At 48.1% G+C, this 22,937-nt stretch carries 18 protein-coding genes; 2 read left to right on the forward strand and 16 right to left on the reverse strand.

What is annotated here, in order from left to right; genetic code table 11:
- Positions 1-89: 89 nt before the first annotated feature.
- From RS891_RS30265 to RS891_RS30300, 8 genes are all read right to left on the reverse strand, one after another.
- Positions 90-893 carry a PepSY domain-containing protein gene (locus RS891_RS30265; RefSeq protein ID WP_315793986.1) on the reverse strand — a complete coding sequence of 268 codons (804 nt, stop codon included), beginning with the start codon at positions 891-893 and terminating at the stop codon, positions 90-92.
- Positions 894-968: 75 nt separating this feature from the next.
- Entirely contained in the window at positions 969-2,345 is a 1,377-nt protein-coding gene (locus tag RS891_RS30270) for a sensor histidine kinase (RefSeq protein ID WP_315793987.1), read from the reverse strand.
- Positions 2,342-3,091: a response regulator transcription factor gene (locus RS891_RS30275; RefSeq protein WP_113053121.1), complete on the reverse strand. Its 750-nt coding sequence runs from the start codon at positions 3,089-3,091 to the stop codon at positions 2,342-2,344. Before RS891_RS30275 ends, RS891_RS30270 begins: the two co-directional genes overlap by 4 nt.
- A 54-nt stretch (positions 3,092-3,145) precedes the next feature.
- Positions 3,146-3,790 carry an SDR family oxidoreductase gene (locus RS891_RS30280; protein ID WP_315793988.1) on the reverse strand — a complete coding sequence of 215 codons (645 nt, stop codon included), beginning with the start codon at positions 3,788-3,790 and terminating at the stop codon, positions 3,146-3,148.
- Between the two features lie 337 nt (positions 3,791-4,127).
- The gene (locus tag RS891_RS30285) at positions 4,128-5,309 is read right to left on the reverse strand and encodes an NAD(P)/FAD-dependent oxidoreductase (protein ID WP_076287362.1); all 1,182 of its coding nucleotides are present in this window, start codon (positions 5,307-5,309) and stop codon (positions 4,128-4,130) included.
- Between the two features lie 23 nt (positions 5,310-5,332).
- The gene (locus tag RS891_RS30290) at positions 5,333-5,779 is read right to left on the reverse strand and encodes a DUF1641 domain-containing protein (protein WP_024629786.1); all 447 of its coding nucleotides are present in this window, start codon (positions 5,777-5,779) and stop codon (positions 5,333-5,335) included.
- A 685-nt stretch (positions 5,780-6,464) separates the two neighbouring features.
- Positions 6,465-8,264 (reverse strand): RNA polymerase sigma factor, encoded by a 1,800-nt coding sequence (locus RS891_RS30295; protein ID WP_315793989.1) that lies wholly within the window; start codon positions 8,262-8,264, stop codon positions 6,465-6,467.
- 37 nt (positions 8,265-8,301) lie between these two features.
- Positions 8,302-9,234, reverse strand: a complete 933-nt coding sequence (locus RS891_RS30300) for a hypothetical protein (RefSeq protein WP_315793990.1) — start codon at positions 9,232-9,234, stop codon at positions 8,302-8,304.
- 190 nt (positions 9,235-9,424) lie between these two features.
- Here RS891_RS30300 and RS891_RS30305 point away from each other — a divergent pair, with 190 nt between their 5' ends.
- A complete protein-coding gene (locus RS891_RS30305; protein ID WP_064506464.1) occupies positions 9,425-9,598 on the forward strand; it encodes a CsbD family protein in 174 nt (57 codons plus the stop codon).
- A 158-nt stretch (positions 9,599-9,756) separates the two neighbouring features.
- Here the strand turns inward: RS891_RS30305 and RS891_RS30310 are convergent, their stop codons facing one another.
- Entirely contained in the window at positions 9,757-10,764 is a 1,008-nt protein-coding gene (locus tag RS891_RS30310; protein WP_315793991.1) for an NAD-dependent epimerase/dehydratase family protein, read from the reverse strand.
- Positions 10,765-10,913: 149 nt separating this feature from the next.
- On the opposite strand from RS891_RS30310, the gene RS891_RS30315 reads away from it, so the two are divergent.
- A complete protein-coding gene (locus RS891_RS30315) occupies positions 10,914-11,429 on the forward strand; it encodes a cupin domain-containing protein (RefSeq protein WP_315793992.1) in 516 nt (171 codons plus the stop codon).
- A gap of 223 nt (positions 11,430-11,652) precedes the next feature.
- Here RS891_RS30315 and RS891_RS30320 read toward each other — a convergent pair whose 3' ends face one another.
- From RS891_RS30320 to RS891_RS30350, 7 genes are all read right to left on the reverse strand, one after another.
- Positions 11,653-12,726 carry a DUF1835 domain-containing protein gene (locus tag RS891_RS30320; RefSeq protein WP_315793993.1) on the reverse strand — a complete coding sequence of 358 codons (1,074 nt, stop codon included), beginning with the start codon at positions 12,724-12,726 and terminating at the stop codon, positions 11,653-11,655.
- A gap of 89 nt (positions 12,727-12,815) precedes the next feature.
- Complete coding sequence (locus RS891_RS30325; RefSeq protein WP_315793994.1) at positions 12,816-13,475, reverse strand: TVP38/TMEM64 family protein; 660 nt, start codon at positions 13,473-13,475, stop codon at positions 12,816-12,818.
- 275 nt (positions 13,476-13,750) lie between these two features.
- Positions 13,751-15,370: an HNH endonuclease gene (locus RS891_RS31765; protein WP_397386875.1), complete on the reverse strand. Its 1,620-nt coding sequence runs from the start codon at positions 15,368-15,370 to the stop codon at positions 13,751-13,753.
- 395 nt (positions 15,371-15,765) lie between these two features.
- On the reverse strand, positions 15,766-16,941 hold the full coding sequence (locus RS891_RS30335) for an acyltransferase (protein WP_064641670.1): 1,176 nt from the start codon (positions 16,939-16,941) through the stop codon (positions 15,766-15,768).
- A 251-nt stretch (positions 16,942-17,192) separates the two neighbouring features.
- Entirely contained in the window at positions 17,193-18,539 is a 1,347-nt protein-coding gene (locus tag RS891_RS30340) for a cryptochrome/photolyase family protein (protein ID WP_315793995.1), read from the reverse strand.
- Positions 18,540-18,565: 26 nt separating this feature from the next.
- Positions 18,566-19,726, reverse strand: coding sequence for a response regulator (locus RS891_RS30345; RefSeq protein ID WP_315793996.1), 1,161 nt, complete (start codon positions 19,724-19,726; stop codon positions 18,566-18,568).
- Positions 19,727-19,825: 99 nt separating this feature from the next.
- On the reverse strand, positions 19,826-22,924 hold the full coding sequence (locus tag RS891_RS30350) for an ATP-binding protein (RefSeq protein WP_315793997.1): 3,099 nt from the start codon (positions 22,922-22,924) through the stop codon (positions 19,826-19,828).
- Positions 22,925-22,937: the final 13 nt, after the last annotated feature.

Consider the following 22,937-nt stretch of genomic DNA (forward strand, 5'->3'; position numbering starts at 1 on the left):
TTAACCTGTACGAATGAGAGTTCAGCGAGAGTCAGATTAGAATTTGATGAGAAAATGAGTGAGATTCTCACAGAATCGCTTCTATACGTTTAATCTTCTTCATCATCCCAAGTGACCGAACGAATCGCGCCCGAAATGGCATTGACCTGCACAATGGCCTCACGACCGTCATCCAGGTCAATTTCAACCAGATAATACGGATTGCCACTATTCGTTCCACGGAGTTCGATATCATCCACTTCACCAGGAACCTTAGCAAGTGCCTTCTGCCCTGCTTCTTTCTCGCTCAGAAATGAAGTCTTGGTGCCTTCCCCTTTTGTTGGGTCAGGGTCGGGTGAAGATGCTTCCAACGTCTTGGAGGATTGTTTCTCTCCGTTATAAGGATCAATGGTCCATTGCTCCCGGCCTTTGTCCTTCATCTTGAATACCGCCAGATACACCGGGCTCCCCTGCTGCTCGACGAGTTCGAGCGACACCAGTTCGGCATCCGTTTGTTTCAGCAATTCCGTCTTGACCTGTTCCCGGCTCCATAACGTCTTCTCCTCCGCTTGCGGATTGGACTCCAGCCGTTTAATGGAATTCACGGTCGCCGTAACCGCATCAACTTGTACGTCATACAGTCCGGTTTCTGAGCGGAGCTGCATGATATAGGTTCCGTCTTTCAATGTGGAATTCACGATTTCTCCTGGATATTGATCCAAGACCGATTGGGCCGCTGCATCCGCTGTTAACATCACGCGATCTGATTGCCACGGCTTCCACCACATGACTGCTATAACGACAAGGAAAGCCAGGAGCCCCGCACCCCACCAAAATGAACGCCTTGGCTTCTTCCATCCTTTGCGTGGTTGTTCCCGTTTCATTTCCGGACGCCCCTCATGCTCTTCCATCATGGTTCCCCCTTATGCACTCTCTTATGATCCGAAATTGTACCGTGTGTATCAGTATATAAGAGAAGAATGAGATTTTCATGAGAGTGACCCGTTCTGTACAGATGTGGGCAAAATAATCGAAGCCTCGGTTCCCCTGCCCTCGGTGCTGCTCAGTTCAATACGTGCCCCCACGGCCTCGGCAATATCTTTGGCAAGGGACAGTCCCAAGCCCGAACCGCTTGCTCCGCCGCTGCGTGTTCTGGCCTGATCTACGCGATAGAAACGGTCAAACACCTTGGACAATTCCTCTTCCCGCATGCCGATTCCCTTATCCACAATACGTATCCGACATTCCTGCTCCTTTGCCTCCAGCCGGACTTCAATGGCATCCTCACTATACTTGCGAGCATTATCCAGCAAAATAAAAAGTAGCTGCTTCAGCTTGCTCACATCGCTAATCGCCCATATCCTGCCTGGATCGTCGCAGTGGACTTCCCGATGATAGGCTTCGCGAAATGCACGTGTGGAATCCAGCGCAAGCCGGGTAATATCCACCCGCTCCAGCTGTACATTCCACTGCTCTGGCTGCTTCGCCAGCAATAGCAGCTGCTCGGTCATCTCCCGCATGCGCACGGATTCGGACAGAATAGCTTCTACCGCCTCGTCGAATACTTCCGGTCGTTCCTTGCCCCTTCGTTGCAGCAGACTGGCATAACTTTCAATAATGGTAAGTGGCGTTTTCAGTTCATGAGAAGCATCAGAAACAAAGCGCTCCTGCCGCTCGAAGTTGGATTCGAGCAGATCCATCATACGGTTGAACGTCTGCCCCATCGTTTTCAGCTCGTCCTTGGATTTTTCGTCGAGCGGAAGCCGCTTGAATTGGCCACTCGACTGGATATCACTCATCGTACGTGTCATCTGCTGGATCGGCCGTGTCATCCGGTTCGCCAGAATACGGCTGGAGATAATGGCCGGAATCAGCGCGATGATAGTTACGGCAACAAGAACTGTACGAAGCACAGACAAGCGATTCTCGGTATCTTCAATGCTCTCGGTGACTTGTAGATTCACCACTTCTCCGTCCGGCCAGATCACGGGAACAGAGACCCAGACATAACCGATTTGCTCAACTTGGGTATACTCAGATTTTTTTTCGCTTTCGTATTTGTAAGATAGCTTGCTCAGCTGCTCCTCTGCCGATGTCGTCACAGGCGGGGAGCTGGTGCCGTCTTCATTGACGATCCGCAGCATGCCGTCCAGCGGCGCGTAGGCCCGGAGCAAGTCGTCCGGCGGAATGGAGCCGGCAGACTGGCGCACTCCTTTTACAATAGACTCGGCCTCAGCTTCTACCCGCTTGATCTCGTTATCGATTGACATTCGTTCAAACACGATGTAAACCGAAAGGTTGACGGCAATTAGCAGCACGGCGAATAATACGGACGAGTATCCGTAGATTTTGCTACGCAGACTCATAGTTGCTCCTTCAGGACGTAACCAACACCCCGAACAGTATGTATTAAGGGTGGTGTGAATCCGTTATCGACTTTTTTGCGAACATAACGGATATACACATCCACCACATTGGTATCTCCATAATAATCGTATCCCCAGACGGCCTGAACAATCTGATCCCGGCTCAGCACCTGGCGCTGGTTTTGCAGCAGATACACCAATAGATCGAACTCACGCGGGGTAAGCTCAATCGATTGACCATCCCTGAATACCTCACGGGTTCCTTCATTCAGCTTCAATCCGCCTGCGGTGAGCCAGCCTGTCTCATTTTCCGCCGTGTGCTCCGATGATTGCGCCGTGTCCCGTGGGACCGAAGTGGAAGAATGAGCAGAAGCCGATGCAGCACTCAGGCGCAGTGCAGCACGTACTCTTGCAAGCAGTTCTTCGATCCGAAACGGTTTGGTAATGTAATCGTTGGCTCCGAGATCGAGTCCCGAGACTTTATCTTCCACAGAGTCTTTGGCTGTGAGCATCAGAATGGGCACCGTTGCATCTTTGGCACGTATCCGCCGCAGCACTTCAATGCCACTCAGACCCGGCAGCATAATATCCAGTAGAATCAGATCCCATTGACCGTCCCCATACATCTCCAACCCTTCCGTCCCGCTGCCTGCCTTGCCTACCTGATACCCCTCATACTGTAATTCCAGTTCAAGCAGGCGTGCAATTTTGGGCTCATCTTCGATCACCAGCACGGCTTCATTCATGCAGAGCTCCCCCTTATTCCGTCATTCCATTCTCCCGTTATATTACAATATGAATTACAATTTACCTAAGGCATCCTCAACCAATTCATCCCCAGCGATCAGATCAAAAGCCATTCGGTACGTCTTCTCCTCCTGGAGGGAAGCAGCGATTACACGAGCCACATCTTCACGTGGGATACTTCCCGGTTTCAGATCTGTTCCTACAGAGATTTTGCCGGTGCCAGGCTCATTTTTCAAACCACCAGGACGGATAATGGTGTAATTCAGATCACTTGCGAACAACGCCCGATCGGCGTAATGCTTCGCCACGTAATAAGGCTTAATGGCATCCGACCATTTCTCCCGCTGATCTGCCCCAAACGCACTGACCAAAATATATCTGGTAATTCCCTGCTGCTGTGCCGCCTCCATTGTTTTCACTGCACCATCGAGATCAATGAGCAATGTTTTGTCTTCACCCGTAGATCCACCGGAACCCGCTGTAAATACAATTGCATTGTGATCTTTCATTGCCTCGGCCAGATCATCCACACTGCCTTCCAAATTGCCAATTACGACATTGGCACCAAGCTGCTTCAGTGCATCTGCCTGCTCCGGTTTGCGAATCATCGCGGTAACCTGATGTTTCCCTTCCCGTGCCAGTTGCTGCACCAGGAATTTGCCGATTTGTCCGTTCGCTCCAATTACTAATACGTTCATATGTCATTCTCCTCTCAGTTTTCCTTTTTATAAGCTAGCTTTTATAAAACGCACTTGTCTTTAATTTAAACGAAAGCCGACGCTTCTAAGCGCCGGCTGCTATGTATTACTACCGTTCAGCGCATCTGGCAAGATGCGGAAAACACGTCTTTCCTTTAATATACCATACACCCTATACGGTTATACCGAGCACTTTTCTCTTCAAAACATCTCTGATAACAATGGTTATAATTCAGTATTCACTTCATGAAACTTAGCCCTATGCTAAACGGATGCTGGTTAAAAATAAAAAAGGCACCCCAAGTGGGGTGCCTTTCTGCTGCATGGCGTACAGGTATTAGTAAGCCAGTGCAAACAAACCGTGAATGTGAGCAAGGTAACGGATGTTACTTGCTTCTTTCATCATGGTTGCTGGCAGACCTTTCAGACGAGTCTGGTTGCCACCGATCATGCCGACAGCATCCTTACGACCCAGACTTCCCAGTGTACCGGAGAATACTGGTGTGAAGGATTCCATTGCGCCACCTTTGAACATTACGCCCAAGTTGTGACCAATGGTTTCACCCATTTGCCAAGCCAATTGTGCTGTTGGAGGGTATGGACGAGCGCCTTCGCTAGGGAAGACCACTGCGCTGTCACCAGCAACAAACACGTCTTTATGGGATGTGGATTGCAGTACTTCCGTAACTTTCGCACGGCCACGATCCACTTCAATTCCGCTGTTGGCAACAACTGCATTACCTTGAACGCCGCCTGTCCATACGAGTGTATTCGTAGGAATCGAGCTTCCGTCTTTCAGCAGAACTTCATTTTCTTTCATTTCGGTAATCGCTACGCCAACGATGAAGTTAACGCCACGTTTTTCCAGACTCGATTTAGCACGCTCAACCAGTTCTGGCGGGAATCCTGCCAGGATGGAAGGACCTGCTTCAACCGTGTACAGGGAAACTTCTTTGAAGTCGATACCTTTTTCTTGGCATACAGCCGGAAGAAGGTCAGCGAATTCACCAACAAGCTCGATACCTGTCAAACCACCGCCACCGATAACAAACGTAGCGTCTGCTTTGTTGCCGGATTGTTTGTAAGCATCCAAACGAGCTTCCACGTGTGCACGAATGCGGTTAGCATCGCTAACCGATTTCAGCGTGAAGCTGTACTCCTGCAATCCCGGAATTCCGAAGAATGCCGTTTCACTGCCCAAGGCAACAACGAGTGCATCGTAAGAGTAAGTAGAACCGCTGGTCATGAGAACTTTTTTCTCGTCCGGCTTGATTGTATCCACCGTATCGATTTTCAAGTTCACATTTTTACCACTCAGCAATTTTTCGAGTGGAAGAGCAACTGCTTTTTCAGCAATGCTTCCTGCTGCAAGACGGTGCAGTTCCGTAATAATTTGGTGCGTAGGGTAACGGTTCACAACTGTAATAGTCGCTTCTTCCGGTGTCAGGTATTGACGCGCAGTCAGCGCAGTCAACAGACCACCGTAACCTCCGCCCAAGATCAAAATTTGCTTCGACATATCCATCCTCCGTTCTTCTAATCTTAACGTTGCTGTTGTTGACGCTCGTTCAGGATGCTCAGGAATGATTGAGCAAAACGCAGCGTTTGTTGTACGTTTGGATCTTTAAGCATTTTGAGCATAGCGAACAAACCAACCGAAGTTTGCTCGGCTTGCGCACGATCGCTTGCTTCGATGGCAGCAGAAGCTACACCTTTAGCTTTGTCTACAACAGGTTTAGCAAACTCGCCCATTGCGCTCATTGTGTCGCTGATTAGAACTTTGTCTGTAGCTACGCTTTGTGCAAAGTCATAAGCTTTGGTCATTGCAGTGACCATTTCAGCCAGTTTAGGCAGGTTCTCCACCAGAACGGTCAGAGACTCCTGTACCTCAGGCTTCATCAGTTGATCCAGTACGTCCAAGGACTGGCGTTGGGAAACGTCGGCACCTTCTGTAACCGGCACCTCTTGTTGAGTAGGCGATTGTGACATAAGAGAAAGTCCTCCTTTACTTTGGGATAGAAGTCCGCGACTTTCATGATGCCTGTCAAGCAGAGCCGAACCACAAATACATCCAATACAACTAAATGTACCAAATTTCACACAATAGAATGAGCATAGCCCAAGGGCCGTTCCCACATCGTGTATTGTATCTTGGGTCTATTGCGGACAACATGTGTTGACGCAAAACGACAAGCAGGCCGAAACCGAACTCTATACCCCTATATTACACCTCTTACACATGAACATGAAAAAGAAATTTTTTACACTTGTGAAGATATTGTGAACATTGTAACAAAATCGATTTTTTTGTCAAGCTTTGCGGTCGGGTTAAAATCGATTATTCTCCTGTCCCAGATCCGTAATCCTACCACATGTGGTATGAAGACAAGATCACATATGACCATATGTGCGATATGTACACAAGGAAGGATTTTTTCAACTGAATTTTTTAGGAATTGTTTTCCAAAACCATGAATTTCATGCAACGAAATTGGTCACTGTCGTTATTATGCAGCTAGGGGTGCAGCCTTATTCCTGAAATGACATCATTTCTTGTTCAAGTATGAACCTATCCTGGCATGAAAGCAAAAAAGACTGAAAGAAGGCCTGACGGATTGTCCTGCCTCCCTGATATTTGCTTCACTGTAAGCCTGATCTGATTGTTACATTTAGGTCAGACCATACCTATTTCTGGGGAATGCTGATTCATTTCTTCAAGCAACGCTATTATTGCAACGACAGCAGCTCGCTCCAATTCCTCCACCTCCAGAAGTATCAAGATAGCTTGATCGGCCTGAAGCTTCTCGTTTGGCTTTCCGCCTTCAGGAAAAGGAAAACGCTGCTTGAGCATGTTTAACCTTTGGGACATATTTCGATATAACTCTTCTGCCTGAAGACAGAATGGAATCAAGCTGGAATAGCGGGGAATCGAAGCCCACTTTACAGAAAGTTCCCTGAAAAACTCACCGGCATAACGTCTTGCATCCCACAAAACCGCAATGTTATAGGCATGACCGTTCGGTTCTACCCGTCTATACTCTAGAGCTTCTCTCCATACCGAATAGGCAGCCAGACCACTGACCGTGTTCGGCAAGGTATACGGATCCTCCCCACCATAATGAGCCAAAACAGCTGTCAATGCTGCACGCAGGTCCATTTCTCGTATCATACCATTGGATTCCGCTGCCATTACAAATACTTCCTGATTCACACCACGGCCTACATGATCATAGGGAATTGTTCCTGATTTAATGAAATCTGTACCGTATAAGGTTCGAACTGCATCATCATAGCCGTAGATCAATCCGAATTCGGGAATATTCAGATCCCATACTACGGCCGGAATTCCCCGATGAATGGAGTAACGAATCAGGGAGAGGGCCCGAACCAGCCTTGGATTTAGCAACCTTCTCCCTTTCGCTTTCTCCGCTAGCATCGAAGGATCGACCAGATTGGCATTGACCCCCGCTTCACTAGCCAAAGCCTCAACCGCATGGGAACGATAACCCATATGCTGCAATCCTCGGGTAAGCACCTCTTTGAAGTTATAGGCGGTGGGTCCAGCGATATGTATGTCCTGAGGCAGGATGGTCAGACGAAAAGAAAGTCCGCTCATCCCCATAACCATGGGGAGAGATGGAGATGAACCGATATAACCTAACATCTCGTGAATGGATGCTGCTGCCGAGTTCCAGGTTTGGGGAGCTCGAAACGAACGGGGTTCCTCCAGAATCACTCGATTTTGCCCAAGTGAATTCCACTCTGCCAGCATTTCTTCTACAGATAAATGAATATGAAGCTGCGACACTTTTTTACGTGAACGTGATAGAATTTGATACACATTAGCACTTGTTAGATTGAATTTGCAGGCAATTTCTTGCGGCGACAGCTGCTCCATCCAATACGATGTAAAGACCTGTTGCTCTCTCTCGTTCAGACAACCTAGCAGCTTGTGGAGATTGTTCCTCATTTCCTGCTGAGCAACAGCTTGATATGGATCATAGCCTGTTTCCTGCGATCTCCGCTCGGTGTCATTCAAAAGATAGTTCAGTGTCATGTCGAGCGAGTCTTGATCGCTCCATGAGGCACCATCAGCTCCAAACCCAAATGCAAAGTACGAAGAAAAGTGTTGTTCGCGCTGCTGCTCTCGGCGTTGCATATGTGAATACGCCTGATTACGCACAATGCGCTGCATCCAGGCCATAAAACGGTCAGCATTCTGAAGCTGTCTCATATGAATGAATGCACGAATAATCCCATCCTGTAAAATGTCTTCTGCGAGATAAGAATCATGTGTAAGTGCTCGCACATAACGGAACAATTGTCCGCGGTAACGGTGAATCAACTCACCAAAGGCCTCTGTATCCCCAGTTTGGGCTCGTTGGATAAGCGCAATATCCGACTCCTTTTGCCGATTCTCGAATGTTTCATCTTTCCCTGAGCTGATATGGCGATTGACAGTTAATTCATCCATGTGTATTTTCCTTTCTCATAGCCTAGCTTCACTTCCATTACTCCATCTTCAAAATAGCAGCTTCGATCATGGCTTCTGTCTCCGCAAGCGCCTCCATGATTGTCGCAGCAGCCTCCCAGTTGCGGGATACAAGACGGGATTGGCATTCTCCGAATTGGCGGGATTGTGTGTATTTCAAAGCAGAAAGGTCAGGATGAATTGTTTTAAAAAACAAGCCATAATCATGGGCACGACGCGCGCCTACTGGCAGAGCAAAATACACATAATGAGCCCACTCATTACCATCGATTGCTCCAGCACGAACCTGTTCCGCCTTATGCAAAATCGCTGAAGCTCCTGTTCGTCCTTCCTGAGCAGCAATGTCCTGGAGCTGTTCTGTTAGGCTTGATTTGAACCAAGTAAACGCCCGGCGGTTAATCTCCTCCAGATCAGGCTGTTTCATGCGTTCAGGACTCCACCATCGTCGATACACACCGCTACTCCACGGGAATTCAGACTTCCATGCTTCCTCAAGTTTATCCAATGTCAGGAAGACATTCGGGAAGCCAGCAGGGTCATGCAGACATATTTCATCGCCCTCCATGCTCAACGCCACTACATAATGATCGCAACCACCCAGGTTGGGAGAGTTGGGATTATAGACGAGTCTGCCCATATCCAGCGGCCCCATCATCACAGGACCCTGCTTCAAAGTCTCTCTTAGCTCTTCTAAGGGCATCTCTGTATCCCGTGATTGCACACTTTCACGCACACTAAACCCCAGAATGCTCATCGCCTTGCTGATGGCCAGATCAGGACTGGAGGTACAGTTATCAAAAAAGAGAAGGTCTTCCTGCGTGCGGAAAGCTCCCAGGGAAAAGCCACCGACCGTTTCAAGCAGACCGGGGTCAACCTTTTCTCCAATGGACGACAGCAGCATTGAAGCTGAATTAGCGTAGCAATATGCACCATTTCCAATATAATTGCTCATATCATAACATCCTCTCATTTCTTTAATGAAGCACGCTGCTTGCAATGCCTATACTTATTCTGACTCTTCGTACAGATCATTTCTGACAGAATATCCAGAACAAATTTCTGCCCGCATGAACTAGGGAACGTTTAGAATGCGGACATCCCGGTTAATAAGGACTACACCAGAAACGAAGGAGATGTTCGATATGAGTAATTCAACTAGCGATAAAATCAAAGCAGGCGTAAACAAGGCCAAAGGCGAAGTGAAGGATCAGATCGGTAATGCGACTAACAACAGATCCCTTCAGGCTGAGGGTAAAAAAGACAAAGCCAAAGGTGCTGTGCAGGACAAAATTGCTGATGTAAAAAAACATCACTAGATCGATTCGTTTAAACGTGAACACGCACGACGATTCGTGCAGTAAATATAGGAACTTGCCCGACGTCCATACCGGTTGAAACCGGGATTCGACGGGGGCGCAAAAAAGCCAAGGAAGGTGTTATTCACTACACCCTTCCCTGGCTTTTTTTGTCCTGTTTAGATAGCCGGAACTGCATATCTTGCCATATCGATAATAAAACTGCGTGCTTCTCTTGTCGTGTGGTATTCACGGCTGAATTTTCTTACCCATTCGGGATGTTCCTGATACCATCGAAAGGTCTGCTCCAGTCCCTGCTCCAGCGTCGTCTGAGGGAACCATCCGGTCTCTGACCGTAACTTTCCAGAGTGAACGACCAGACTCGAACCTCTGGACTGGGTGGGCTCCTGCTCCCGAATCTCCGCCATTCTATTAGAAGTATGCAATTGTTGCAAATGATCTCCGATCTCTTGCATGGTTGTTCCTTGCCCTGTCGATATGTTATAGATCTGCTGATCTTGTCCATTCAGCATAATCTGTTCAATCGCTCGCAGCGCATCATCCACATACAGAAAATCACGTACAGCTGATCCCTGAATATCCAGAGGAAGGCCGTCCATCATTCGGCCAAAATTACGCGGGATAATCCGGTCCGGCAACTGCCAAGGACCATAGAGATTGGTTAAACGAAATATTTTTACAGGAAGCTGGTAACATTGAGCGTAGGATCTTGCGAGCATCTCACAGGCTACTTTGGAAGCGGAATAAGGGGATACAGGAGCATATTCATCGGATTCGTGATACACTCTGCCCATCTCCCCTCCGTATACCTCAACGGATGAAGCCAGCACCACGGGAATATGGTGATCGGAAGCGTATTGCAGAATGGCCTGTGTACTGAGGGTGTTGTTACGAAACACTTCTCCGGGGTGATGATACGAATAGTCTACGTGCGGCATCGCTGCCAGATGAATAATATAGTCTGTTTCGTGCGGCAAGCTGAATCTGTCCTTCGCGAGATCACAACAGATAAAGGCCATCTCATGAAGTGGAGAGCTGTGAACAAGCCTCTGACAATAATCATCCTGGTCCACCAGGGTGATTCGATGTCCCTTTTGCGCCAAATACTGAGAAAGGTTAAATCCTACAAATCCAGAAGCCCCTGTAATGACAATATTCAAGCACATTCCCCCTTGGGATTAATACAACAAGTTCACTGAAGAGAGTCTATGTTCTGATTATAACCTTTTAGTGATACATTTTGTATCATTTTACAATTGTTTTTTGTTCTTCTCCAGAATTAAACGGGTAATGCCATAGAGAGGTGATATTTACGATGAAAGAGGACATGAACAATGTACAGACGATGTTATTCCATGACGATGGTTTGATCCCCAATCATCCGAGTCTGCCTGTACTTCTGTATAAGGGAATTTGGGCAACAGATTCCTCTCGTGCGGAGTCGTTGCTGAACCTAAATGGATGGGGAAACAGCTGGATTAACGGAGTGTTTGATTATCATCATTATCACAGCAATGCTCATGAAGTACTTGCGGTGGTGAACGGTTGGGTTGAGCTTATCCTTGGTGGGGAACATGGAAAGGTTGTGCGCCTTCAGGCAGGAGATGTCGTCGTATTACCTGCGGGAACCGGACATAAGCGGCTGAGTGCGAGCCTTGATTTCCGCATTGCAGGGGCCTACCCAGGTGGCATGAGTTATAATACCCGAACTGGCGAGCCGGGAGAGCGTCCCAAAGTTCTGCGTGAAATTCAGGAGGTTCCCACCCCGGATACCGATCCGGTCTATGGGCAAGAGGGGCCACTATTGGAGTTATGGAATCAGAATAAATGAATATCATCAATGTATCATCAGAATCAGAATGAAAAATAATTACATCAATAAGGTTATCTCGCAGGGATCTCCTATCCCTTTCATGGCTAACTCCGTGATTCGTTACATCTCAGAACGATGCAAATGGGAGCGAATAGCGTGTACTAGGTTCATTAGACCAATATATCTCGAAAAAGGGGCTTCCCCCGTCATCCAATGACTTATGGGAAAGCACCTTTTTCAGTTATTGGGGGAGCCTCACACTATAGAATCGCATGGCATGTGGCTTCCCTTCCATCTCAAGCCGTTCTTGTATGATCAACTGTCGAACACGATATTCAATGAATGCGTCTCCGACAGCTTGTTCGAGATGGCCCAGCACCTCACCTACGACGCGGGCTGATTTTATAAACTCGCCAGGCTGTCGGGTTAACGTAACCTCTCTAACCTTCTGCATAATATATTCATCTATCGCGTCTTCAGGCACGCTCTGAATCTCGCCATCCTTCATTAATCGCAGAAGTCCAGGCTGTACAGCCAAATTCACCCACTCTTGCTCCATGTGTTTGCGTTTCTCCAGAGACAACGGTTCAGCATTCACACAGTGTTGCCACATCGCTAACAACTTCTCAGAAAAAATTTCACCTGTTCTAAGAACATCATGCTGAACTTCAGAAGGGTTGAATAATTCCTGATATAATGCACTTGTCTCGATCAAATAGATCGGTCCCAGCCTGTTACGCAGCAAATGCATGGCATATAAAAGCCCCGTTCTCTCATGCGCATTATTCGCATACCAGATAGTGATTCGCGTATCTTCATCAATCGAACTCAACATGTTATTTAATTGAAGCAGCTTATCCATGCCTTGGACGGCATAACTTCCATGCTCACTCAAATAAAGTTTCTCAAGTAGCCAGAGATGCCTGCGGTGTAAATCCGCCTTGTTCGTCAAATCACCCAATGGACCGATGGCATAGTAGTCATTCATAGAGAGAAACCGCCGCTCCGAGCGGCCAGGAACCCTGCCCATCGCAACCTTAATGCTGCCTAGCGGCGATTCACCAATCGCTATATGAATTTCACGTGGTTTCTGTGCCTTTAATGCCTGTTGCTCGGTTTTCTCCCGGTTCCGATTCTCGTCCAATGTATTAAATATCGACTGAATTTCCGTTGCAAAATGATCAGAATGTTCTTCCGCCGACTGAACACTGACTGCCATATCTGCGCTGAGATAGAGCGTACGCAATAACGAACGCAGCTCATCCTCATTCATAAGATGCAGCTCCTTTTCAAAATCAAAGACATTGTCAATCATGCTTATCCCCCTCTAAACAGTCTAAACAGTTGGTCATCTCCGATTAAAATCATTCAAAATCGAACGTACGTATGTGTATCTTCGTAAGTTTACGACGAAATAGACTTTCCAGAGGAGTGACTCAGATCATTCATTTCCTCACGATTGGATGACGAACGGGTGAAGTGACGCTCTAACTTCCGACTTGCCCACAGGGATGCAGCAATAAACAACAAAACGCCGCCCCACCGCACAGGGTGTTCCATAAACTGAGCTACATTGGAACCAATATACGTCACACAGAAGATCATAATGGCTTTACCAAAACTCACAGCAAGCAGGAAAGACGTTAATCTCATCCGCGCGATACCTGCCGCAACATTGATAATTACGAACGGTCCCACTGGAAATATACTCAGCAAAAACACATAACTAAATGCATTCCGCCGAATCCATACCATACTGCGCTGCACACGTGGTTTATTGGCCCAACGTTCCACAAAAGCCGATTTCCCAATCTCCCGTACAATCAGGAACGTAACGGTACAGCCAAGTACCATCCCGATCCATGAATATAAAAAACCTGCCCATAGCCCGTACACCGCTCCGTTAACCCCAACTATGAGCAGTGTAGGCAGCGGAGGCACGAATGATTTCATAAAGGTAAGCAAAATTCCCGGTAAAGGGCCCAGGGAGCGAAACTTCTCCAGCCAAAAACGAATATTCTCTTCCGTAATATAGGACATGATGTCCAAAGATGCCGGGTTCATCTGCTTCCCTCCAATCTATACAGTTCAAATTTTCTAAAGATGTGGTGCCCATTATAAATACATCTGGTAAACCGATGTGAAGTTTCACTACTCACTTCTCCCCAGTATAACGTACATATGAGCGCTGTACCGTTGTCAATTTGAAGAAATTTCACCAGCGACGCTGAAAAACAAAAAAGCACACCCGGACCTGTTCAGTCTTGGTGTGCTCCATGTATCCAATCCCGCTTGAAACCATTGGTGAACAAGCTTAGGGCAGTATTTCGCTTGACCGTTTATTCTAGCTGGGCTTCCTGTATTGCCAATTCATTCAGCTCTTCCTGATGTGCAGCATTCCACTCGGGAATACCGGAACGCATGAATTCTTCGGCATCCATCGCTGCTTTGGACTGGTTGCACAGATTGCAGGCGCAGACACAGTTAAGCGGGGTGGTATGCCCCCCTTTGGCTCGCGGCAGAAGATGGTCAATCGTGTCTCCATACGATCCACAGAAGTAGCAGGTATAGTTATCCCGGGTTAAAATAAACCGCTTGAAATCCTTGTTACTAAACAATCGGCGGATCGTGTACCGATTAACCACAACAGCGGCTTTTTCCTTGACGAGCGTGACCGCCAGCTCCATATCCACTTCCTGATGCCAGCGCCGCCCTTTGTCCGTCTTACCGCGCATGCGCACCATGCCCTGACGGTTCGTCCGGAGCGATGCCGGATCTTCCGGGTCAATCGCTACAGGCACCGCCGGAGTATGACGGCGGGGACGGCTTTCCGTTCCAGCCCCATGGCTGCGGCTGGAATGTACTGGCGCCCGCTGCCCGGAAGATCCGGCGCGGGCTGTGTCTTCGCCGCCCGCCTTAGGCGCACGCTCCTTGCGTGCCGGGCGCGTCTTCGACCCGGGCGAGCCTGGCTGGCGCACGGGTGCAGGAGGCGCAGCCTCCATGGCTGTGCCCGGCGCTTGGCCGGGCGCGGGCTTTGCAGCAGCGGCTGGCTGTGCGGCCACTGCTGGGGGTCCGGCGACCGAGGCATCGCCACGGTCGCTTGGGCTCGGCGCACTGGCCTCAGCTATGCTGCGGGCCTGTCCTGCGCCGGACGGAAGCGCGGCAGCACGTTTGCGGCGCCGCTTGCGTTTGCGTTTGGCTGCGGTCGGCTGATCCGCAGCCCCTGGCTCTGCTGCCGGGCCTTGCGGCTTGCCTGGCAGCAGGGCCTTGGCCGCCGCAATCTCCTGCTCGGCGGCCTGATCCGTGCCAGCGGCTGTACGCGCGCGGACACGCTTCGCAGATGGAGCAGCATTCGCTGTATTCACCTGCGAATCCCTGTCTTGCTGATCAGCCCGCGTCTGAGGCTGATCTACAGTCTCGCTCTCCTCATCAGTTCGGGAGAGCGATTCCGGTTGCTCTATACCCGACTGAAGCTCGGGACGCTTTGCTTTTCTCCTCCTCCTTCTCCTCTTCTTGCGGTTGCCCGAAGACGAAGAGACAGTTGAAGAAGCAACGAGTTCAGCCGCTTCACCTTCTATCATCGAAGAAGATGAACCTACGGACGGCTTTGACTCCCCATATCTTTCTGAAGTAGAAGCAACAGAAGGCGTATCATTTGTATCGACGATCCGTTCTCCTGTATGACTTGCAGATGCAGATGGCGCGGGAGCCCCAGTACCTTTATGACTCTTTACCGCCTCATCCGTAGGCCGGAGTGAGTTGTTATTGTTATCCGCTTGTCCACCGAGCTGACGACAGTAGCGACAAGCGCCACGTCTGGCCCCAGGGCCAGCCCGCTTTCCGGTTCTTCGTCGGAATTCGGACAAAGGTCGCTTTTGCCCGCAGTACATACATGTCTTGGTCAGTTGCGCTTCATGTTCCGTCATTTCCTGCCGGAAAGGGGCCGAGCCCATCTCCATGTTGTCACCTCGGTTCCGTATGAATCCGGTTTCTTTCTATTGTATCACATCTGCTCGCCAACACACTCATAGCCAGATGTCCCATAATCTTTTGTCTTATACTCCTGCGTCTGCCCCGCACATTCGTGAAGGATGTGTTCCACATATTCCAATATATCTTGCATCGGTTTCCCGCATTGTTCACATGTTGTCATTGTTCTCACCTTAATCCTGTTCTTAAAGTTCTCTGCTTATAAAAAAATTGTGTTCCGCCTTCTCATTACCCTTCGCGTATGAAAAAGAAACATCCGTTCCCCATATATGAATCAAATCGGCAATCAAAAAAAACCGTTTCCCGCTCAACCCTAATGGTCGACCAAGAAACGGTTTATTATTCCTGTAGTGGCGTAAATCTTTTAACGAACGTCGAGTTGTCCCGAGTTTTGTTGTGGTACCAGACGTGGCTTTGGTTTTGGCAAATTGCCGAAAATCACCCATGCAAATGGAACGAATCTTGCAGTGAGTCCAACCACAATCCACGATGCGATCAACGCCACACCAAAACCTCCGGCGTACCACAGGTGAATCAGCCAGGAAACCCCGGTTTGTGGTGGATAATTCCGATAGACCAAGAGGAAGAAGGGATGAATCAGATAAATACCGAAGGACAGTGCCCCAAGCCGATTGAGCGGCTTAACGATCAGGGATGGTCCTTTACGATAGAGCAGGTATGCAATCTGAATCAGCACCAGCGCACAGGCGAACGTATGCAGATTCCAGAAAAACTCGTACCATAGCGTGTTATACGTCGCGATTTTCAAGCGCAACAGATAATAAATGTATACATGGCCGAGTCCGGCAAAAATCCAAACCGCCCACAGCACAATCCATGAAACTACACGAGCTTTGGTTGCATTTTCCCGACTAATGACAAACCATTGTTTAATCTTCGGAAAATATACCCCGATAAAAGCACCCAGCATGAAATAGGAAAAGTAAGAGAACGCCCAACTTCCCTTGTTCGGCACCTGGAAGCCATATTTGTTACTTACGATAAATGCCCACTGAATGAGCAGCCCAATCGGTACCGACCATTTGACGACTGAGGGATATTTCTTGAGCAGCCACAATACCAACGGGAATAACAGATAAAATTGCATGTTGATAAATACAAAGTACAGATGCGTATACGCCTTGCCCGTGAACAGTTTCGTAATGAAACTTACCGCTGATTCACCAAACGGACGGCCCTGATAATGCGTGAAGTGCAGGATGACAAAATACATTAATGAAAACAGGAAATACGGCAGCAAAATGTAAACAAATCTTTTTTTGTAAAAGTTGCTGACCAGCTTCTTATCGAGCGGGCGAGAATAATAGTTATAGAACAGTACAAAACTGCTCATGAAAATAAATGTGGGTGTACCATATTTCATAAAAATATTAATAAAATTGTACAGCCAGTAATACCCTGAACCTGTCATGTCCACCGTCGCGTATGAAGTGGAATGCACACACAGCACACCGATGATAGCCATTGCCCGTACGAGATTCAGCTCTGGGATTCGCTCTCTTTTGATTGTTTCACTCATGATTAGCGTTTCTCCTTAATATGTTTCGTTGATATGTCTAAGATGACTTAATATGATAAGCTCACTATCTATTAAAAAGCATAAAGCTTAAGATGGGTAGTCCAAATTCTTAAAAGTTCCTAAATTTTCAACATTTTTCACCATATTTTCATGTCTATATATGTAAAAAAAGACCGCTATGACGCGGCCTGTGAGCATGTTTCGTATCTGTCCAAAATATTGCTGGTTCACTGGGATGAAAATGGTAAACTTCACTGCTGACGACTGGCCAGAATTTGTTTATAGATCTCAATAGCCGATTGTCTTGAGGCTTTCAGATCAACAATTGCATCCTGACGTGGCTGATGAATCTCTTTGCTATGCAAATCCTTCAGGTCAGGCAGCCATTTGCGGATATAATCCCCTTGGGGATCATACTTCTCTGACTGTGTCACCGGATTGTTCACCCGAAAGTATGGAGCTGCATTCTCGCCAAGTGATGCACACCATAGCCAGTTGCCCCGGTTTTGAATATTATCATAGTCACGAAGCTTGCGTCTGAAATACGCTTCACCCAGTGTAAACGAGCATTGCAGATTTTTGGTAAGGAACATCGCGGTCAGAATACGAAGCCGATTCGGCATATGTCCAGTCTCATTCAGTTCCGTCATGGCTGCGTCGATAATCGGAATGCCCGTTTCGGCCTTGCACCACCGTTCGAAGTGGACCTCGCTGAGCGCCGACAGATCATAAACTTTTTCATATGTAAAATAATGACTCTCATATACGGCCCGATACAGATAGAAGTCGCGGAAGCACAATTGTCTGATCCATTCATCCGAATGCTCTGTGCGTTTTGCAGCATCATACATCTTGCGGATGGATACAGCCCCCACAGCAACATAAGAACTGAGCCGACTCGATTCATAAGCTTCATATTCATCCCGATGGTCTCCGTAATCAGCAATTCTGTCAGATAAAAAGCCATCCAACAATTGATGAGGTTCCTTCAAATCCGATACATCATATGCCAGCAATCGAGGTGGTACCTGCAAGGTCTCTGGCCATTCTATCTGCTGATCACTGACCTGCACATCCGCAACCGAAGTAGTTGAAGCTGGATTAGGATGCTCGTTCATGAATTCCACCCAGCGTCGGTGGAAGGCTGCAAATACTTTGTAAGGCTCGGACTTGCCCGTAAAATCAGCAAACCCCTTCAGATCCATCAGCAGATGATCCGTCAGCTGTGTAAATGTGACTTCTCGTTCCTCGGTTACCTTACGTATTCCACGATCACGTTCGATTGCATATGGGGTCATATCCCGATGAACGATGACTTCATCTATACGACTTTGCATCCAATCGAGGATATGTTCAATCACCTCAGCTGGTTTGCCATAAGCGACGTGCAGCTTGCGGCCTGACTCGCGGTACCGCTTACCAAGCTCAGCAGCATGCTGTAGAAAATTCACTCCGCTATGTTCCTCTTCGCGACCTTGCCGCAGCAGAAACGGATCATAGATGAGCACATGCAGACTCTCTGCATCCTGGTTCCGCAAATAATCGAATGCGACTAGATCATCTGTGCGCAAATCTTTGCGATGTATGAATAATTTCATGCTTCATCCTCCTGCTGAACTTCTACTTACTTTGCCGTTAAATCTTCATACAGCCTGATTGTCTCCTGCTCCGGTTGATGTCCCAGTTCTTCAAGCAGGGTCAGCGTGAATGAATGATATATTCTGAGTATGGCTTGTTGATCACCCATGGATGCACATACTCTCATCATTAAGCGGCAGATCTCTTCGGCAAATGGCTCCCGTTCCTGTAGTTCGTTCAACTGCTCCATGGCTTCCTTACCCCGTCCATGCTCCATATCCCATTCGGCGATATCCATAACCAGTCCTACATATTTACTTCTCAGTTCTCTGGCTTTGGCTTGAGCCCAGCGATAATCATGCTCCTCCAGATAATCACCACGGTAGAGCGGGACGATATCCCGCAGTTGATCGACATTGTCTGACGTAACGGTATCATATGCCATACCTTGCTCGAATTGCTCTACATCACTCACCAGATTACCCGATAACAAACGATAGCGGTTCATGTTGTATTCCAGCTTGCCCGTCATATTCCATTCCTTCAACAGTTTGCGTATCTGATAAACGGAAGTATGCAGATGCGTTAGCCCCTTCTCTTGTGAGACATCCGCCCACAGCTTATCGAGCAGAATCTCTTTGCTTACCCAATCCCCTCTATGGTGAAACAAAAAAGCAAACAGTTCTTGCGATTTGGCTGTACGCCATTTGTGCTTCTGTGCTTCCTGATCCAGGCTTCGGTAGATATCCAGATGTTTAAAAGTAAGCAATCCAGGCACACGGGTATCCAACTCCACAGCCTCAGATTCCAGAACCTCAGCAGTTGCAGCAACCTGAGGGGATGAGGCTATCATCCCTGCGGCAATACGATCGATCGTTTTGCCAAGCCTCGCTGAACTTACCGGCTTCAGCACATAATCCAGCGCCTGAAGCTCAAAGGCTTCAACCGCATGATCCGCGTAAGCCGTTATAAATATAATGCGAATACTGCTGTCCAATTGCTGTATATATTCAGCCGCTTCCAGTCCATTCATTTCGGGCATGCCAATGTCCAGAAACACTACGTCCACACGCTCTTTTGCCAGAAAATCCAGACCGGCACGGGCTGTTGAAAAACACTGCACGGGTCTAATCCGCCCATCCGATCGTAACAGGCGCTCCAGATGAAGCTGTGCCGGTTTCTCATCATCGATTACAATGGCTTTCATCGTTCTTCCAGCCTCCTGCCGTGAATTATTCAATGGAAATACCGGTTATCTTGGCATCTGCTTAATAGTCTGTTAACCAAATCCGCACAAAACATCCCATTATTTGGAACTATCTCTGTTCTCCACAGGTATGTGAAACCGTATTAGCGTTCCTTTCCCCGTATGACTCTGAATCTCCAGCCCTTGCCCATATAAGGACAACAGGCGTCGATTAATATTCTGTAGACCTACACCTCCAGGACCTTCAGTTCGCCCTGAATTTACCTGAGCCAAACGCTCAGGAGATATGCCTACACCATCATCCTGTACCACAATGACAATATGCTCATTTTCCCTGGTAATACCAAGGTTAACCGTGCCGCCTGCAGCACGCTCCATTACTCCGTGACGAATGGCATTCTCCACAAGCGGTTGAATGCTGAGTGGTGGCAAGTAAAGACGCACATCGGGGTCAATATCATAATGGACCACCAAACGTTCCTCAAACCGCGCTTGTTCCAGATGTACATAGGACTCCACTAACTCCAATTCCTTCGCGAGCGGAACCAGTTGGTCGCGGTTCTGGAAGTCAAAACTTCCCCGCAGATAGTGACTCAGTTCAATAAGCAGATCGGTCGCTTTGTCCGGATTGACGGAACATGTAGCAATAATGACGTTGAGCGCGTTATATAGAAAGTGCGGTTTGATCTGTGCCTGCAAGAAAGCCATTTCCGTACGAATAACTTCCTGTACCGAGGTACGCATCTCAATTAACGTCCTTACCCGGGCACGCAGTTCACCTGCATCCACAGGTTTGCTCAGAAAATCATTTGCTCCCGCCTGAAAGCCCATTTTGATGTCCTCAGGCAGCCCCCGAGCTGTCAACATCAGAATTGGCAGTTCAGACAAGGAACTGTTCTCACGCAGTTTGCGACACAGCTCAAGCCCGGACATTCGCGGCATCATCCAGTCTGTAATGACAAGATCAATAGATGGGTGCTCTTCACGAAGCTTCAGTGCTGCTGCCCCACTATCCGCTACAATGACACGGTAACGTTCCGTTGATAACAGATTGAACAACACTTGTCGATTCACGGGATCATCGTCCACAATCAGAATTGTATGCTCTGCTTCCAGAATATCATCTGTCTCATCCCAATCCATTGCTGCTGTCGTATCCTGTGCTCTTGTTTCTTGGGTAGATACATATCGGGCTGCAACAGGCCTCGAACTCGCTTGCAGCAAAGGAAACTGCACAATAGGCAGGGTAAAATGAAATGTCGAACCTTCACCTGGCTCTGATTCTACCCAGATGGTCCCTCCCCCAAGCTCGACCAGTTTGCGGGTGATACTCAGCCCAAGACCAGTTCCTCCGTTAACCCTCTCACTTGTTCCATTGCCCTGTTCGTAAGACTGAAATATGTCTTCCAGTTTATCTGGAGTGATACCAACACCTGTATCGGCGACAGATACCGTCACCAGAGCTCCATCCACACGGGCATAGAGTCGAATCTCTCCCTGCTTCGTATACTTATATGCATTGCCCAGCAGATTGTACAGAATCTGTCTCAGGCGATCCTCGTCCGCTTCAACCAACGGCAACGATGGTGACCATTGCTGAATCAGCACAATCGGTTTATCTTCAAAGGTAAAACCAGAGACTTCAACAACCGTTCGGGCAACGGACTCGAGGTCCACAGCACTCCGTTTTAATTCAATTTCACCATTTTTGAGCTTGGAAAAATCCAAAATATCGTTTACCAGCAGTGAAAGCCGCTTTCCAGTTGAGGTGATCATAGACAGATTTTTGGCCTGCTTGGGTGTGACCGCCCCAGCCGCCCCTTCCAGCATCGATTGAGCAATATTAATAATGCCATGTAGGGGAGTTCTCAGTTCATGTGACGTATTGGCCATAAACTCATCCTTGAGAATGTCAATGGCAAGCAAACGTTCAGACAACGCTTCAACTTCACGGAATGATTGCGCGAACCGGGTCGCTGTTAGGATCATCTGTGCAAAGACGAATAACAGAAGCTCATACAGCGCAAGAAATGTCGTATCCACGGTGGTGAAAGCACCAACGGTGTGCAGCACAACCACCATAAATATACTCATCATGCTCATTAGGACAAAATGACCGTCATTCGGTTGCTTTTTCAGCCAATGAAGCATGGCTCGCAGTGTGTAACCAATCACCACAAGTGAAATCAGCAGCATGGGCAGCTCCAACAATGAGAATAGAACAGGAGACAATGTAAGGCCTACCATGCATTGGACAATTACCAGAACCACACCCAAGCGAACAAACCATTGATGTACCGCTCCAGGTACAAGTGCATCCATATAACGTAACAAGTAATAATACGCAAGAGCCGCGCTGAGTAATTGAAGCCGCAGTATTTCATTATTCGATAAAAACGGTAACAAGGTTCCCAGTAACTTCTCTCCATGTGTCAATGCGTACATCGCACCGGACAGGCTGAATAATCCCAGATACCGAAGCTCTTTTTCACTGCGCCGCAACCGGAAGAGCATCAGGAAGAAGGCCGCTGGCAGAATAAACCCGAACAGTGTCATCAGATCCTTGAGCCAGTCCTGCTGTTGGCCTTTCAGAATGCTGTGCTCGTCTCCGAACAAAATGGATGCAACAATGCCTCCAGACGAGTAGCTGTAATTGGATACCTGAATGATAATATCTGCAACGTCACCTTCTATGGAAGTAAATCCCGTAAAAGGCAAATTGAGCTGAATGTCGGTATTTCGTGTTGTACCTGGCAGCCCTTTGCCGCCAATCTCTTTGCCATCTATAAATAAACGATGAGCCATACGGATATTTTGAGTGCGGATTCCATAATCGTTCTTCTCTGCTCTAGGGGGAATTCGAACACGTAAATGATAGGTCCCATACCCGTGCGCCTCTCCAAGAGTCCCATTCCACCGGGATGGGACATGGATAGGGACAGGCTTGGAAAGTGGCTTTCGTCCGGATACATCCGCCTCAAAATCAACGGGCGTCAACAATTGGCCCGGATAGAAATCCCAAGTACCATTCAGGGATGCAGCCCCATGCCTGTCGAAGTTCCAGCTGGTCAGGTCCATGACCCCATCCCTTGCATGAGGGTTGCCGCGCTCGATAATTAACGTTTGTATAATGGATCCCAGAGGAAAGACAACAATACATATAAAGCTAATGGTGAGCATAATCCAGTGTTTTCTCATCTATGTAATCCTT

It is taken from the genome of Paenibacillus sp. BIC5C1, from assembly GCF_032399705.1.
Classification (GTDB): domain Bacteria; phylum Bacillota; class Bacilli; order Paenibacillales; family Paenibacillaceae; genus Paenibacillus; species Paenibacillus taichungensis_A.

Coding starts and splice junctions, on each gene's coding strand:
- RS891_RS30340 (WP_315793995.1), bottom strand. CDS start 18,539: ATGAAATTATTCATACATCGCAAAGATTTGCGCACAGATGATCTAGTC.
- RS891_RS30310 (WP_315793991.1), bottom strand. CDS start 10,764: ATGTGCTTGAATATTGTCATTACAGGGGCTTCTGGATTTGTAGGATTT.
- RS891_RS31765 (WP_397386875.1), bottom strand. CDS start 15,370: ATGGAGATGGGCTCGGCCCCTTTCCGGCAGGAAATGACGGAACATGAA.
- RS891_RS30285 (WP_076287362.1), bottom strand. CDS start 5,309: ATGTCGAAGCAAATTTTGATCTTGGGCGGAGGTTACGGTGGTCTGTTG.
- RS891_RS30265 (WP_315793986.1), bottom strand. CDS start 893: ATGATGGAAGAGCATGAGGGGCGTCCGGAAATGAAACGGGAACAACCA.
- RS891_RS30295 (WP_315793989.1), bottom strand. CDS start 8,264: ATGGATGAATTAACTGTCAATCGCCATATCAGCTCAGGGAAAGATGAA.
- RS891_RS30305 (WP_064506464.1), top strand. CDS start 9,425: ATGAGTAATTCAACTAGCGATAAAATCAAAGCAGGCGTAAACAAGGCC.
- RS891_RS30335 (WP_064641670.1), bottom strand. CDS start 16,941: ATGAGTGAAACAATCAAAAGAGAGCGAATCCCAGAGCTGAATCTCGTA.
- RS891_RS30300 (WP_315793990.1), bottom strand. CDS start 9,234: ATGAGCAATTATATTGGAAATGGTGCATATTGCTACGCTAATTCAGCT.
- RS891_RS30325 (WP_315793994.1), bottom strand. CDS start 13,475: ATGAACCCGGCATCTTTGGACATCATGTCCTATATTACGGAAGAGAAT.
- RS891_RS30345 (WP_315793996.1), bottom strand. CDS start 19,726: ATGAAAGCCATTGTAATCGATGATGAGAAACCGGCACAGCTTCATCTG.
- RS891_RS30270 (WP_315793987.1), bottom strand. CDS start 2,345: ATGAGTCTGCGTAGCAAAATCTACGGATACTCGTCCGTATTATTCGCC.
- RS891_RS30290 (WP_024629786.1), bottom strand. CDS start 5,779: ATGTCACAATCGCCTACTCAACAAGAGGTGCCGGTTACAGAAGGTGCC.
- RS891_RS30275 (WP_113053121.1), bottom strand. CDS start 3,091: ATGAATGAAGCCGTGCTGGTGATCGAAGATGAGCCCAAAATTGCACGC.
- RS891_RS30350 (WP_315793997.1), bottom strand. CDS start 22,924: ATGAGAAAACACTGGATTATGCTCACCATTAGCTTTATATGTATTGTT.
- RS891_RS30280 (WP_315793988.1), bottom strand. CDS start 3,790: ATGAACGTATTAGTAATTGGAGCGAACGGACAAATCGGCAAATTCCTG.
- RS891_RS30315 (WP_315793992.1), top strand. CDS start 10,914: ATGAAAGAGGACATGAACAATGTACAGACGATGTTATTCCATGACGAT.
- RS891_RS30320 (WP_315793993.1), bottom strand. CDS start 12,726: ATGATTGACAATGTCTTTGATTTTGAAAAGGAGCTGCATCTTATGAAT.